The 13,911-nt window shown below is 69.0% G+C and carries 16 protein-coding genes and 1 pseudogene; 8 read left to right on the top strand and 9 right to left on the bottom strand.

What is annotated here, in order from left to right:
- The first annotated feature begins 2 nt into the window (after positions 1–2).
- Entirely contained in the window at positions 3–215 is a 213-nt protein-coding gene (locus OG332_RS04040) for an ATP-binding protein (RefSeq protein ID WP_327412120.1), read from the top strand.
- A gap of 27 nt (positions 216–242) precedes the next feature.
- On the opposite strand, the gene OG332_RS04035 is transcribed toward OG332_RS04040, so the two are convergent.
- Positions 243–749, bottom strand: a complete 507-nt coding sequence (locus OG332_RS04035) for an ATP-binding protein (protein WP_327412119.1) — start codon at positions 747–749, stop codon at positions 243–245.
- A gap of 188 nt (positions 750–937) precedes the next feature.
- On the opposite strand from OG332_RS04035, the gene OG332_RS04030 reads away from it, so the two are divergent.
- The 3 genes from OG332_RS04030 to OG332_RS04020 all read left to right on the top strand — a co-directional run bounded on the left by OG332_RS04030 (position 938) and on the right by OG332_RS04020 (position 2,976).
- Complete coding sequence (locus OG332_RS04030; protein WP_327412118.1) at positions 938–1,906, top strand: RNA polymerase sigma factor SigF; 969 nt, start codon at positions 938–940, stop codon at positions 1,904–1,906.
- A gap of 105 nt (positions 1,907–2,011) precedes the next feature.
- Complete coding sequence (locus OG332_RS04025) at positions 2,012–2,260, top strand: BON domain-containing protein (RefSeq protein ID WP_327412117.1); 249 nt, start codon at positions 2,012–2,014, stop codon at positions 2,258–2,260.
- Positions 2,257–2,976 (top strand): metallophosphoesterase family protein, encoded by a 720-nt coding sequence (locus OG332_RS04020; RefSeq protein WP_327412116.1) that lies wholly within the window; start codon positions 2,257–2,259, stop codon positions 2,974–2,976. The genes OG332_RS04025 and OG332_RS04020 overlap by 4 nt, the downstream gene beginning before the upstream one ends.
- A 43-nt stretch (positions 2,977–3,019) precedes the next feature.
- On the opposite strand, the gene OG332_RS04015 is transcribed toward OG332_RS04020, so the two are convergent.
- The 3 genes from OG332_RS04015 to OG332_RS04005 all read right to left on the bottom strand — a co-directional run bounded on the left by OG332_RS04015 (position 3,020) and on the right by OG332_RS04005 (position 5,749).
- The gene (locus OG332_RS04015; protein WP_327412115.1) at positions 3,020–4,234 is read right to left on the bottom strand and encodes an FUSC family protein; all 1,215 of its coding nucleotides are present in this window, start codon (positions 4,232–4,234) and stop codon (positions 3,020–3,022) included.
- Positions 4,235–4,263: 29 nt separating this feature from the next.
- Entirely contained in the window at positions 4,264–4,449 is a 186-nt protein-coding gene (locus tag OG332_RS04010) for a hypothetical protein (protein ID WP_327412114.1), read from the bottom strand.
- 205 nt (positions 4,450–4,654) lie between these two features.
- A complete protein-coding gene (locus tag OG332_RS04005; RefSeq protein ID WP_327412113.1) occupies positions 4,655–5,749 on the bottom strand; it encodes a carboxylate-amine ligase in 1,095 nt (364 codons plus the stop codon).
- A gap of 203 nt (positions 5,750–5,952) precedes the next feature.
- Between OG332_RS04005 and OG332_RS04000 the strand changes: the two genes are divergently transcribed.
- The 3 genes and pseudogenes from OG332_RS04000 (at position 5,953) to OG332_RS47765 (ending at position 7,022) form a co-directional block, all read left to right on the top strand.
- Complete coding sequence (locus OG332_RS04000; protein ID WP_327412112.1) at positions 5,953–6,681, top strand: SOS response-associated peptidase; 729 nt, start codon at positions 5,953–5,955, stop codon at positions 6,679–6,681.
- 55 nt (positions 6,682–6,736) lie between these two features.
- Positions 6,737–6,916: pseudogene (locus OG332_RS47770) on the top strand (DUF6354 family protein); the annotation flags it as partial.
- The gene (locus OG332_RS47765; protein ID WP_442816328.1) at positions 6,867–7,022 is read left to right on the top strand and encodes a DUF6354 family protein; all 156 of its coding nucleotides are present in this window, start codon (positions 6,867–6,869) and stop codon (positions 7,020–7,022) included. The pseudogene OG332_RS47770 and the gene OG332_RS47765, both read left to right, overlap by 50 nt.
- On the opposite strand, the gene OG332_RS03995 is transcribed toward OG332_RS47765, so the two are convergent.
- Positions 6,977–7,207, bottom strand: coding sequence for a hypothetical protein (locus OG332_RS03995; RefSeq protein WP_327412111.1), 231 nt, complete (start codon positions 7,205–7,207; stop codon positions 6,977–6,979). The genes OG332_RS47765 and OG332_RS03995 overlap by 46 nt on opposite strands.
- A 15-nt stretch (positions 7,208–7,222) precedes the next feature.
- Between OG332_RS03995 and OG332_RS03990 the strand changes: the two genes are divergently transcribed.
- Positions 7,223–7,384: a hypothetical protein gene (locus OG332_RS03990; RefSeq protein ID WP_327412110.1), complete on the top strand. Its 162-nt coding sequence runs from the start codon at positions 7,223–7,225 to the stop codon at positions 7,382–7,384.
- A 434-nt stretch (positions 7,385–7,818) separates the two neighbouring features.
- Here the strand turns inward: OG332_RS03990 and OG332_RS03985 are convergent, their stop codons facing one another.
- From OG332_RS03985 to OG332_RS03970, 4 genes are read right to left on the bottom strand one after another with little or no spacing between them, the layout of a single operon-like run.
- Positions 7,819–8,103 carry a DUF6881 domain-containing protein gene (locus tag OG332_RS03985; protein ID WP_327412109.1) on the bottom strand — a complete coding sequence of 95 codons (285 nt, stop codon included), beginning with the start codon at positions 8,101–8,103 and terminating at the stop codon, positions 7,819–7,821.
- Between the two features lie 5 nt (positions 8,104–8,108).
- Positions 8,109–12,710 carry a putative T7SS-secreted protein gene (locus OG332_RS03980; protein WP_327412108.1) on the bottom strand — a complete coding sequence of 1,534 codons (4,602 nt, stop codon included), beginning with the start codon at positions 12,708–12,710 and terminating at the stop codon, positions 8,109–8,111.
- Positions 12,710–13,267, bottom strand: a complete 558-nt coding sequence (locus OG332_RS03975) for a hypothetical protein (RefSeq protein ID WP_327412107.1) — start codon at positions 13,265–13,267, stop codon at positions 12,710–12,712. Before OG332_RS03975 ends, OG332_RS03980 begins: the two co-directional genes overlap by 1 nt.
- The gene (locus OG332_RS03970; protein ID WP_327412106.1) at positions 13,267–13,557 is read right to left on the bottom strand and encodes an SseB family protein; all 291 of its coding nucleotides are present in this window, start codon (positions 13,555–13,557) and stop codon (positions 13,267–13,269) included. The genes OG332_RS03975 and OG332_RS03970 overlap by 1 nt, the downstream gene beginning before the upstream one ends.
- Positions 13,558–13,911: the final 354 nt, after the last annotated feature.

Here is a 13,911-nt window from a genome sequence, read left to right as displayed (position 1 = left end):
GCGTGTCGGGCGCCGGCGAGACCGACGGCCGCACCTTGACGGTCAGCGTCAGTGACGCCGGCAGCGAGGCCCCCCGCACGGTTGCGGATCACGGTGCCCTGCCGGAAGGCGGCCTCGGACGGGCGCTGATCCACAGCCTGGCACGGCGGGTCTCCGTGGGCAGCCTCGTCTACGGTGGCGGCAAGACCGTCGAGGTCACGCTCGTCCCGGCGTGACCGAGGGCCCGGCCGTTCGGGAAACGGTCACCGCAGGGTCGGATCCGGGGCCGGACCCGGCTGCCAGGGCGGGGGCACCTCCAGCCACACCGTCTTCCCGGCGGCTGCGGGCCGCCAGCCCCAGCTGCGGGACAGGCGGTCCAGCACCATCAGGCCGTGGCCTCCCGGGAGGGCCGGATCGCGCGGAGGGCGGAGCACCGGGCGGTCGGGGCTGTCGTCGGTGACCTCGATCAGCAGCCCGTCCGCGCCGTGACGCAGAACCAGCTCGACGGGGCCGCCCGCGTGCAGGCAGGCATTGGCGACCACCTCGGAGACCATCAGCAGCACGTCCTCCACCCGCTCCCGGCGGCGCGCCCGCTCGTCGTCCTCCCGCTGCTCATGGACGGGTGACGGACCGCCGCCGGGCGGCCCGTCACCGGCCGCGATCCACTGCCAGTCCGCGAGCGCCTCCCGAGTGAAGTCCCGGCAGCGTGTCACCGCCCCGGCCCGGCCGCGCAGCAGCAACCGACGCGTCTGCTGCTGCGCTCTGCTCATGCACGGCTGCTGCCCACGGCCCCGGTCGTCATGCCTGCGCAGCGGGGGAACGGCGATGGGGTACGGCAGTGGGGTATCGCCGGTAAAAGAGGGGCCGGCGGCGAGTCGGCGGCAGGTCAAAGGGTATAAATCGGTGTGAAGCCGACTGTACGGTCCGACATTCCCGTCGGAGGCGGAGGCCCCTTCTCATGACTCCGAACACGTCGAAGACATCGAACACGTCGAACACTCCTCGTACCTCGTCCACCGACGGCCGCACCCCGGTCGATCCGCTGACCGAGCCCCTGAAGGCCAGCACGGCCGACGCCCGGTCCCTCTCCGTGGTCCTCTTCCGGCGGCTGAGCACCCTGACCGAGGGAACCGCCGAGTACTCGTACGTGCGCAACACCCTCATCGAGCTCAACCTCAGCCTGGTCAAGTTCGCGGCCCGCCGCTTCCGCGGACGCAGCGAGCCGATGGAGGACATCGTCCAGGTCGGCACCGTGGGCCTGATCAAGGCCATCAACCGGTACGACGTGACGCGCGGGGTGGAGTTCACCTCCTTCGCCCTCCCCACGATCACCGGCGAGATCAAGCGCTTCTTCCGCGACACCAGCTGGGCCGTGAAGGTGCCCCGGCGGCTTCAGGAGCTGCGCCAGAGCCTGGCCAGGGCCTCGGACGAGCTGGAGCAGGACATGGGCCGGCTCCCCACCGAAGCCGAACTGGCCGCCCACCTCGGGATCACCGACGCCGAGCTGGCGGAGGGCCGGCAGGCCGCGCAGGCCTATTCCTCCCGCTCCCTCGACGTGTGCGTGCAAGAGGACGCCGACCCGGGCACGGCCCAGCGCGCCCTGGGGCGCGAGGAACCCGCCTACGAGCGGATCGAGGACCTGGAGGCCCTCAAACCGCTGTTGGAGCGGTTGCCCGAGCGGGACCGGGAGATCCTCTCGCTGCGCTTCGGGCAGGAGATGACGCAGTCCGAGATCGGAGAGCTCCTCGGCATCTCGCAGATGCACGTGTCGCGCCTGCTCAACCGCACTCTGCAGAACCTGCGCAGCGGGCTGCTGACCGATGCCCCGCCGGCCGACCAGCCGGCGTCGGAGCCGTCGCCGGAGTCGCCGGACCCCTGCGGGAGCGGAGCCAGGGGCGTACGCCGGGCCACCACGGCGCCGGGCTGACGGCGCGAGCCGGAGCGAGCCGGCGCGGAGACGGCCGCAGACGGAGTGAGACGGCCGCAGACGGCGGGGGACGGCGCGAAGCCGCCCGGTCAGGGAGGGAGACCCGTGAAAGAACCGGTGGAGTACCGGATCGAGCACCTGAGGCAGCGGCTCGCCGCGGCGGACATCGCCGAACTCGGCGTCCGCGTGGACCTGCGCGGGGACACCGTCGTCGTCTCCGGGACCGTCGCGACGCCCGAATGCCGGGCCACGGTACGGCAGATCGCGGAGGCCGAACTGGAAGGCGTACCCCTGCTCACCGACGTAGTGGTGGGACACACGGACCCCCCGGAGCACGCGGAGGTGCTGTGGTGATCCGCGTGGCCGCGGTCGGGGACATCCACCTCGGGCCGGACAGCCAGGGACTCCTGCGACCGGCCTTCGAGACGCTGCCCCGCCATGCGGACGTCCTGCTCCTCGCCGGGGACCTCACCCGCCACGGCACCGCCGCCGAGGCCCGCGTGGTCGCGGCCGAGGTCGCCGAACTGCCCGTGCCGGTCGTGGCCGTGCTCGGCAACCACGACTACCAGAGCGACGAACAGGACACGGTGACCCGGGTCCTGGTGGAGGCCGGGGTGAGCGTGCTGGAAGGCGAGGGCGTGGTCCTCGACCTGGACGGGGTCAAGGTGGGGGTGGCGGGGACGAAGGGGTTCTGCGGAGGCTTCGCGGGGCGCAGCGGCAGCGAGTTCGGCGAGCCCGAGATGAAGTCCTTCATCGGATACACCCGCAGGTGCGCCCAGGGGCTGTTGCGTGCGCTGCGCGAGGTGACGGACGCGGGATGCGGCGTACGGATCGCGCTCACGCACTTCTCGCCGGTGCCGGACACCCTGGCCGGGGAGCCGCTGGAGATCTACCCGTTCCTCGGGAGCTACCTGCTCGCCGAGGCGATGGACGAGGCCGGCGCAGACCTCGCCGTGCACGGCCACGCCCACCGGGGGACGGAACACGGCCTGACGGCGGGCGGTGTGCGGGTCCGCAACGTCGCCATGCCGGTGATCGACCGCGCCTTCGCCGTCTACCACCTGCGGTGACGGCGGGCGGGTCGGCAGGGAGACCATGTGGCCCGGCCCGGGTTCAGGCCGGACGGGAGAAGAACCGCCGGGCCAGGCGGGTCAGGCGGTGCAGCCGCGGATAGCGCTCGCGCCGCATGCGGGAGTGCCGGTCGAGTTCCTCGATGAGCCGTTCCGAGCGCTTGTCCACGCCCAGTTCGTCGAGCACCCGGTCCGCCTCGGCGAGCAGCGCCCCGTACAGCTGCCACGCCCCCGGATGGACACCCGCCTCCTCCTGGAGGAGCACGGCGAGGCGGTCCCGGCTGACGCGGGCCGTCGTCAGCTCCCGGGCCAGCTTCTCCTCGGCCTGTTCGGCGTTGGCGCTGACCTGCGCGGTGATCAGCTCGGCGAAGCTCTCCACGGCGACGGCCAGGTGCCCGTACAGCTCGCGCAGGGCCCCGGCGATGGGCAGCGGGAAGAGGGGTCCCGTCTGGTGCGACTTCGCGAGGTCCGTCAGGGTCCGGCAGGAGACCCGCAGCACCACCGCGCAGATCTCCAGCGTGTCCAGTCCGGTGCGCAGCACCAGACGGAACAGGAGCCCCTCACGCACCCGCGGGTTCAGCCGCAGACTGTCCTCCGCCTGCCGCAAGGACGCGTCGACCAGCGCGATGTCGTTGTCGAGCCGACGGGCTTCGTGGAGGTGGGCGGCGGCCTTCTCGACCGGGGTGTGCTCGGCGACCTGGTCGCCGATGTGGCCGAGGAGGGCCCGCATGCGCCGGGCGAGGTCCGAGATGGCCTCGCTCGCCGGCCCGATCCACACGGGGGGCACGAACAAGAAGTTGAACAGCAGACCGACCGCCGCGCCGATCAGCGTTTCCAGCACCCGGTCCCAGGCGGTGTCCGTCACGCTGGTCACGCCCAGCACCAGCATCGCGCTGATCGCGACCTCGGGTACGAACTCCCCGGCCTTCACCAGCGGCCCGATGACGAGCGAGACCAGGATGATCAGCCCGAGGCTCCACCAGGTCAGGCCCACGAGCGCGCTGAAGCCGATCGCGAGCAGCACCCCTGCCACGACCGAGTTGACCCGCCGGATTCCGGTGGTGAGCGTGGAGTAGAGGGTGACCTGGACGACGAGCAGCGCGGTGAGCGGAGCCGTCAAGGGTGCGGGCTCGTCGCTGACCCGGAGCGCGACGACGTACGAGATGACGGCGGCCGCGGTCGAGCGGACGGTCTGCACGACCGCGGGTTCCCGGTGACGGCGGACGAGGGCGCGCAGTGGGGCGATGGCTTGTGGCATTTTCCGCCCCTTCCCCGCCGGCGGAGAGATCAACGGGGCGTCGACGCGCCTCTTGCGCCGCCGGAGCCGTGGCCGTCCCCGCCCTCGCCGCCGAACCAGTAGTCGCCCGCGGCCAGTGGCCACGAGGACGCCGTCCGGATCCGGGGCTCGACAGCCGGGTCTCCGGTGCGTCGGCGGACCTCGGCCTCGTCGTCAGGACGCTCGCGTTCCAGCACGGGAAGGCTCCCTTCAGCGGGGTGGGGGACTGGTTCCATCCTCGGGTCCCGCACCCGATGGCGCACGACGAGAGCACGGCGGGGCACGTGAACCCGTCCGCCCGCGCTGCACGGGCCGCGGCGTACGGGCACGCCAGGTCCGGTCCCCGGCAGGGCTGACCCCCGCCGCCGGCACGCCCGATCCCGACCCGGCGGGACCTGCCGTTCAGGGAGCGGTGCTCTGGTTGGTGATCAGGTCGATCAGTGCCGGCATGCCGCCCTCCCACAGCGCCCTGCGCTGCCGGTCGGCCGCGGTGCCGTCCCGTAGCAGGCGGTGGACGAGCGACGTCACCTCGCGGAGGTCCCCGGCCTCGTCCAGCGCGGGCCGGATGTGACGCACGAGCAGGGCCACGGCCGCGCGGGCCTCGAGGCGGGCGCCGTCCGGCCCGACCAGAGGTCCCCCCACGCCGTGCCGGGCGGCCTGCCAGGTCGAGGCCTGCAGCATCTCCTGCGTACAGAGGGGCGCGGGCACCCCGCGGGCGGCCTCACCGAGGGCGGTGGCCACCAGTGCCCGCACGATGCCCGCGAACATCACCGCGTCGTCGGCCCGCAGCTGCACGTCCGCGCACCTGATCTCGACGGTCGGATACTTCTCCGACAGCCTGGCGTGCCAGTACAGCTGGCCGGTGTCCGCGATGACGCCCGATTCCACCAGTTCGGCCGCACGCAGGTCGTAGTCGGCGTCGTCGCGGAAGACAGGGGTGGGTCCGCTCACCGGCCACCGTCCGAAGACGACGGTGCGCCAGCTCGCGAAGCCGGTGTCGTGACCCTCCCACAGCGGGGAGTTCGCCGACATCGCCAGCACCGTCGGGAGCCAAACGCGGATGCGGTTGAGCACGTCGACGCCCTGGGCCCGGTCCGGGATTCCCACGTGCACGTGCATGCCGGTGATCAGCTGTTCGTCGACCAGGCGGGCGGCGTGGTTGCGCATCGCCAGGTAGCGGGTCACGGGTGTGACGGGCACCGGTGTGGCCCCCTTGACCGGCGCGGTCCCGGTCAGCGCCGCCTTGCAGCCGGTCGCCTCGGCGGCGGAGCCGACGGCGTGCCGCAGGCGCAGCAGGTGGCCGCCGATCTCCCCGAGGTCGGTGCAGACGGGTGTGGCGACCTCGACCTGGGCCTGGAGGAGCTCGGCCTGGACGTCGTCCTCCGCGGAGACCGGATCGAGGCCGGCCGCGGCCCGCACCGCGGCGCCGTGGGGGACCGGCAGTCCGGTGTCCGGATCCACCAGCAGATACTCTTCCTCGACCCCGACAGTGATCATCTGTGTGCGTACCCTGCCGTCGTCCGATGCGTGCGAGAGATGTGTGCCTCCGTCTGCCCGCCAGGGCCGTTCCGCAAACCGGCCGCCACCTGAGGCGAGCCGGTGCCGATCTCGCGCGGATGTGTGCATTCCGGTTCTACCAGGGCGTGCGTGCCGCGGCGTGTACCCGCCGGGAAATCGGCTCAGGTGGCAGGGTGGACGGCATGTGCGGCCGTTACGCTTCCACCCGCAGCCCCCAGGATCTGTCCGGCCTCTTCCAGACGGCGCCCCCGGATCCCGGGCACGTGCTGGGGCCGAGCTGGAACGTCGCCCCCACCGACGCGGTGTGGGCGGTGCTGGAGCGCGCCGACCGCGAGACGGGCCTGCTGGAGCGACGGCTGCGGCCCCTGCGGTGGGGACTGGTGCCGTCGTGGTCGAAGAGCCCCACCGGCGGCGCGAAGATGATCAACGCGCGGGTGGAGACGGTGCACGAGAAGCCGGCCTACCGGCGGGCCTTCGCCAAACGCCGGTGCCTGCTGCCGGCGGACGGGTTCTACGAGTGGCAGCCCGTCCCCGCCTCCGGCACCGCGAAGGCGTACAAACAGCCGTACTTCATCCGCCCCGAGGACGGCGAGGTGATGGCGATGGCCGGGCTGTACGAGTTCTGGCGCGACCCCGCCGTCGCCGACGACGACGATGCGGCGGCATGGTGGGCGACCTGCACCATCATCACCACCGAGGCCACCGACGCGGCCGGCCGCGTGCACCCCCGCATGCCGCTCGCCCTCGCCCCGGCCGACTACGAGGCCTGGCTCGACCCGGCCCACCAGGACCCGGACGAGCTGCGCGCCCTCCTCGCCGCCCCGGCGGGCGGCCTGCTGGACGTCCGCGCGGTGTCGACCGCGGTCAACAACGTCCGCAACAACGGCCCCGAGCTCCTCGAGGCGCCCTAGAGTGTTGTCCGGCGGGTGCACGGGCACGTGCGGAACCCGAGAGGGAGAACCATCTATGGCCGCCGCTGTCGTCACCGAAGGACAGCTGTACCGCGACCTCGCTCCCGACATGAAGGCACGCGACCGGCGCATGCGCGTGACCAAGGTCGGAGAGACACGCGCCGAACTCGTCGGCGAGCACGACTTTGCCGGCCTCACCGGCAAGACCACCCACGCCAGTCTGGTTCGTCTGCGGCCCTCCTCCTTCGCTTGCGGCCATCTCCGAAGTCCACCGCCGCGACGCCACCCCCACCGACTACGCCCACGCCGCGCTGCGCGCCGTCCGCGAAATCTCGCAGTAGGGCCCCACCGTCCGCATGACCCGCCCGCCCGCGCCGCCACGCAGCGGTTCGACCGCCTGACCGAATGTCTGCTCCTGGTCGAGGTCGTCCTCACATTGGCCGTGGGGGAGGATCGGCGGCAGCGTTTCGGCCGCGTCGCATCCGGCGCGCGTGGCCGCCCGCGAGCGGGCACCCCTGGCAGGCATCCGTATGCTCCGGGCATGAAATTCTTCAGGCCGTGGGGCCGCAACGGCGCCGGAAAGATGGCGAGATCCCCCTTGGCCCAAGCCATGGCCCTGTACCGGGCCGGGCGCTATGCCGAGGCGGAGGCCGAGGCCCGCGCGGTGGCGGCGGCCCGGTCCCGGCCGCGCGACGACGTGTGAGCCCCGGTTCTTCGGCAGTCCGACCGGCGCAGGCGCTTTCTGGCATGGGCAGCAACATCTGGACGTCCCCCCCCACACAACTACACGTGCCCCAATACCGCCATGCACCTGGCGAACTGGCTCGCGGACAAGCGCCGCGGCCCGCACCTGTTTATACGGCAGCAGTGTGAAGCACTCGAAGCGCTCGACATGTGTCGGCTCCGCCGATGACGCAGCAGAGGAAGAGCACGCTAACGCCGCGCGACGCCTGACGACTACTGAGGCGCTGGATCGCTGCCGGTCATCACCCCTTTGACCGGTTCGGGGGCTCGACTCTGTGAATGGCTGGCCCCCGACGGCGCGGGATCACGTCCCGTGCCGGGCCGCCGTCCACGATTGTGGTCGCCAACGACGGCCTTGGCCGTTCGGCCGTGAAGGACCTTACCCCTTCGTGCTCATGGGGATGACCAGGAGGCCTTTTCCCACACGTCTTCGAAAACTGCCTGTGTCACGACCTTCGCCTGGAATTCTGGCTGGGCGGCGACGTCGTCAATATCTCCCACTGGAATCTCGCCGAGACCGATCTCTCTTGATTCGTGATGCTCGTCGGCACGGAGAATGCTGCCGTCGAGATAGATATGCACCTTGCGCGTTTCGTATCCGTCCTCGCCGATCTCACTGTAGATCGTTACAGGATCCTCGGGCGTATCGTGCAGCCAGTTGACCTGCCAGTATTTCATGAGGATTAGCTCTTCCCGTGGCGTACTATCCGGTTGCTGAGATCCAACGCTTGATCGTTCAGAATGACGTAGACGTCAGGCCGTTCAACCGAGCGCCAGACCTCGAGGTCACTAACGTCGATCTCGAAATAATGGGTGAACTTGTGGCCGGCCCATAGGACTTGCACGAAGGCGTGCGAAAGCTGCCCGTGTGTCTTCGTTCCTGGCTCGATCGGTGATAGGCACTGGCCGTCTCCGAAACGTGCGTCCTTCGGATTGTGCTCCTTTATGGACGGCCACATTTCTTCACTGTCCAGGATTCCCTGGTAGCCCTTTTCGTTGGTGTAGTGGTAAAGAGTGCCAAGTTCATCCTGCGGGACGCGCTCGACTCGGTACTTGCACTCGTCTGCTGGCGTCAGGCCGAGGGGGTCCACCCAGGTGTGAGGGTTGTGGACGTAGGCAACGGGATTGGGGGATGGAGCGAGCCCCAGCGGGTCCGGTGAAATATAGCGAGCGGTTTCCGGATCGTAGGTGCGGCTGACGTTGTAGTGAAGACCGGATTCCGGGTCGAAGTACTGGCCGGGGAACCGAAGCGGAGTATAAGCGGTAGCATCCCGATTCCAGGTAGTTGTTCCCCATAGCGTGCTACGTGTCTCCCAGGCAAGCATCCCCTGCTCGTCGACGAGTTCGGTCGGAGTGCCGATCAGGTCCGTAACGATGGCGAAGAAGCGGGAGTCGATCTCCAGCTGGTCATCGCCCCGGGCGACTCGTTCTGTCTGGGTGAGCGGATGCAGTCCTTCGTGAGACCAGGTGGTGGTAACAGGGCTGGGGAAGCGGGGGGAGGTCTCAGTCTGCTCGCAGAGCACGGGACCGTCCCAGGTGAAGAGGACCTCCTCTTCCACCTCGCCGGAAGTGGACAGGCGTTGCTTGGCCGTACGGCGGCCCAACGGATCGTAGCGGTAGCGCCACGTGGTGCCGTCAGGCGTTACCACGGATGTCAGCCGGTCCTCCGCATCCCAGCTGTGACGCCAACTGTCTGGTGTGTGAGACAGTTGCTTTTTCTGCCGCAGGACGACACGCCCCGCGATGTCGTGCTCGTATCGGACAGATCCGGCACGGGTGAGGCGGGTCCCCTCATAGACGCGGCGGCCACCGGCATCTGCGCCGGGGTGCGAACCAGGCCACGTGGCCTCAGTTTGGTTGCCGATGCTGTCGTAGGCATACCGCTCAACCCATCCGGGCGAGTCCACGGCGACGACCCGGGAGGCGTCGTCGGTAGTGAAGGAACGGGTCCCTGCGATCGCGTCCGTGATCGAGGTGAGGATCCCATCGGCTCGGTAGGCGTAACCGCGCCGCTGCAGAGTATCCCCGCCGTGGCCCGTCACCTGCTGCACCCTACGGCGGCCGTGCTCGTCGAATGCATGGTCGATACCGACACCCGTGCTGAACATGTACGAGCAGGCCTGCCCGGTGGCATCCCGTCCGATGACGACGGTGTGACCGGAGGTATGTACCTCCGCGGTTCTGCCAGCCGCGTCGTAGAACCAGCGGGTGACCTCACCGCTCGGGGTGGTCCTGCTCGTGCGCCTGCCGGTTATGTCGTACTCGTACTTGATCGTGCGGCCGTCGGTCGTTTCGGCCACCAGACGCCCCAGCCGATCGCGCAGCCTGATCATCTCGCTATCGGCGTCCGCGACACGGGCCAGTCTGCCAAAGACGTCGTACTCGTATGTCCTGGTGTTGCCGGCTACCCCTTCACGGATGATCCTGCCCAAGCTGTCGTAGCAGTAGGTGATCCGGTCGCCGCAAGCCGTCGTACGGGCCGTCAGACGGCCCGCCCCGTCGTACTCATAAGCGGTCGTACGCGCGTCGAAGTCCGTCTCGGCGATCAGGCGGCCAGCTGGATCATATGTGTATGACCAGGTCATTCCGTCGGGGTTGATGACCTGTGTCAGCCTCAGTTCTGAGTCGTGAGTGAAGTTGTATCGAGCTCCTCCCGGGAATGTCCGGGCAGTGAGGAGGTCGAAGTCGCCGAATTCTGAGGTTGTAGTGGTGCCTGCAGAGTCCGTGTGAGTAAGGCAGTTTCCCTCGCCGTCATATGTCCACGATTCGGTACTTCCGTCGGGAGCCGTTCGATGGCGGAGCCGACCTTCGACTGTCCAGGCAAGCTTGGTGGAACGGCCCAAAGGGTCCGTCACCGCCCTGGGGCGGCCAAACGCATCGCGCTCCCAGCGGGTGACCGCGCCAACGGCGTCGATCACCTCCACGGGGAGACCGGCCTCGTCGTAGCGAATTCTAGTGGCATGCCCCAAGGCGTCCGCAGTTTTGGTGAGATTCCCGCGCTCGTCGTACTCGAAGGTCATGCGGGCACCCGATGCCCCGGTGACGGAGATTCGGTTGCCGCGTGCGTCATACGCTTGGCGAATCACGGATCCGTTCGCTTCGACGATACGGACAGGTAGGCCGAGGTCGTTGTACTCGGCTGTCGACGCGCGACCGTCCGGACCTACCACAGACGTCACTCGGCCGGCTTCGTCGTACGAGAACCGGGTCACCTGGCCGAGCGGATCGGTGTACGAAAGAACGCGGTTGAAGCGGTCGCGCTCGGTGAGGGACGTCACCCCTGTCTCGTCTGTAGTGGCAACCACCTGTACCCGTTCGTTGAAAAGGTACTGGCGGACGTGCCCCATCTCGTTCGTCGCGCGAGTTACGCCCGCTTCGTACGAGTACCGCATATTGAGGTGCCCGTTCGTCCCTGACTGCGCGACACATCGGTCGCGATCGTCGTAGGTGTAGTCGAAGTGGCGGCCGTTGGTGTCAGTCCAGGAGACGATGCGCCCCCGATCGTCATAGCCGAAGCGGAGCGGCTTGCCGCACGAGTTGGTGACCTCGGTCAGGTGGCCGTCTGTGTACCCGAAGTCCAGGATCTCGGTACCGTCCGGGAGAGAGAACGACGTGATCCGGCTGTCGGCGGTCTCGATTCGCACCCGATACCCGCCACTGTGACTGATGCCCTTCGGGTGGCCTTCCGCGTCGTACTCGTAGGCGATCCAGTTGCCATTGCGGTCACCGAGCTGGAGCAGTAGACCGTCGCAACTGTAGTGCCAGACCCGCCCCGACTGCGGGTCGGTGACGCTGTAATCCCCTTCAGGAGTGCAGGCCAATGGCCAACGCCGACCATGGGAGGGCATGACGGGAACGCCCGGGGCAGGGTGTGGGTAGGTGAGCAGGTCGGTGTCCTCGGCCACCAGCACAACGCCCTCGGCATCGATCTCCAACCGCTGGTCGAGTGTGCTGGACCAGGAGGGGCCGAACCAGCGGCCGGCCCTGTAGGAGGACTCGAAGGTCCGAGTGAGAACCAGTGGCAGAGCACCAGGCAGAACAAGGTCGGTTTGTGGAAGCACCGTTCGGCCGGTCGCCACGTCGACGGGGTCATCCACGCATTCCTTGTCGCTGGGCTTGCGCGAAGTGCTATGCGGTCCATCCGTCTCAGCCTGGACGCGACCAGGTCCCTTGACATCGTCGGCGTGCTTCGTGACCGATGCTGTCTTCTTCGCGGCGCCAAAGCCCTTGGTGCCGACGAGTTCCGGGATGAGTTTGCCGATGCCCTCGCTGGGGTCCTTCATGAACTCGTCGAGCATCTGCTTGCCCGCGCCCATGGGGTCGTTGACCGCCACGGCCAGGCCGGCGACCGTCGAGTTGAGGTTGGTCCGGTACTCGGCGGGGTGGGTCAGGTTGTACGGGTCGATCGGGTTGACCGCGCGGACGAAGTTGGCGAGGCCCGCCGTGCCCTTGATGACACCCCCCGCCAGGTGGGTCTCGGCGAGCTCCAGGTAGTCCATGCCGTCTTCGAGCTGCTCGGTGTACGAGGGCTTGGGCGGGGCGGCGTCACGGGCCGCGCGGACCGCCGTACGGGCCGTCTCCGCAGTCTCGTTGCGCTGCGTGCGCGCGGTCTGAAGCTTGTCGTCGGCCGCCTTGAACAGCGGATCGGCAGGGTCGGTGAAGTCGTCGGCCGGCCGCGGCGGCAGCGTGTCCTTCTCCGCCTTCACCGCCGCCTTGTAGTCGATGATCGACTTGTTGTAGGCGGTGCGCGCGTCCAGCGAGGCCTTCTTGGCCTTGTTGTATTCCTCCAGGGCCTCCTTGGCCTGGCCCTGCGCCCACTCCACGGTCTCCGCGAAGCGGCCCATCGCGTCCGCGGCCTTTCCGAAGGCCTCGGCCGCCTTGAACCAGCGCGGCGGCTCCTTGGCTATCGCCTCCCGGAACGCGTCCGCCGACGCGCCCTTCAGCCCATCGCCCTCCAGCCCCTTCAGACCGTTGCCGACCATGGTGAAGGAGGACTTGAAGTCGTTCAGGTGCGAGACCTGCGCGCGGATCTTCGACACACTGCCGTAGACCAGCTTGTTCGGGTCCTCGGTCTGCCCGAGCTCCAGCTCCGAGACGTCCGCGCCGAGCTGATTGGCAGCGGAGCGGCTCTTGTCGCGGACCCAGTCGCCCGCCTCGTCCAGGCCCACCTTCTCGGCAGCGCCGGCGACCTTGTTACCGCCCCACTCGATCAGGTCACCGGCGTCCTCGGCCCGGTCCTCGGCCCAGTCCTCCACCGAGTCCGGTACGAAGTCCTTCCAGCCCATCAGTTACCGCCCCCGCCGGCCTGGTCCAGCAGATCCTTGATCGAGCCGAGATACCCGCTGGAGGTCAGCTTGTCGCCCGTCTCCGACCAGGTCTTCTTGATGTCCTCGTCGCTCTTCTCGAAGGACTCATCGCTGTAGTCCGGCTTGTAGACGTCCGCCCGCCAGATGTCGTCCCAGCTCTTCTGCTCGATCTCGTCCTCGCTCGCATGCGGATTCCCGTACGCGGCGTTCGCGACGACCTTGAACGCGCCCTGGAGGTACTGCTCTTCCTCCCACACCGTTCCCGCCGCGATCCCGAGGTTGCCGGCGAGGGCGCTGGCGTTCTGCACGAGACTGCGCACGCCCCACTCCCAGCGCTCGCAGAAGTCCTCGAAGTCGGTGGCCAGACCCATATGTCCGGCTTCCATCCCCGTCATCGACAGATCACTGAAACCGGCCCCCTGGGAGGCCCCGGCCGCATCCCCCGACTCCCGCAACTCGGCAATCGCCTTGCGCAGACCGTCCTGGATGTTCTTGACCGCTGTCGGCGAGACCTCGAGGTCCCCGTCGCCCGCCATCAGACGGCTTCCACACGGTCGGCATCGGCATCCACGGCGTATGCGTCCGGGACGATGCCCACGACGGGCGGGAACAGCATCGAGGCGTCCTCGTCCGCGACATCGACCGCCACACCGGTCGGGCCGTCGACCGTGGGAATCACCGCGTCGACGAGACGGGCACCCAGGATCGACAGGTACTCCCACTCGCGGGCCCCGGCACCGACACCGCGCGTCTCCGCGAAACGCGCCAGCGCCTCCTCGTCCGTGAACGCGTAAATCCAGCGGACCCCGCCCTGCCACCCCGACATCAGACCACCGTCATCACCCTCCGACAGTGGCACCAGCAGCGCCGTGCGGCGCAATTCGCCGAGCAAACGACCGGAGTGCCCCGAACCGCTCCGCTGGCGGTTATTTGCTCGGTGAGTCCCATCGCTTGCCCCTATTCCCGAGGGCAGTCGGCACCCCCGATTCACATACGCTACCTAGGCGGACAGTAGTCGCCGAGCACCGCCCCCTCCGTACAGTGCGCGGTTGTTCGTGCCGGGCGCGCGTGGTGTCGACGGCCGCCGTGGCCGCGGTGGTGGAGACGGTCGGGCACACGGTCGCGGCGCGGGGGATGGGCTTGCTGGTTCGAGGATCCGGGGGTGGGCCGGGCCGCGGCG

The organism is Streptomyces sp. NBC_01233 (assembly GCF_035989305.1).
Classification (GTDB): Bacteria; Actinomycetota; Actinomycetes; order Streptomycetales; family Streptomycetaceae; genus Streptomyces.
Note: the sequence above shows the minus strand (reverse complement) of the source record. Positions and strands in the feature narration are given on the sequence as shown.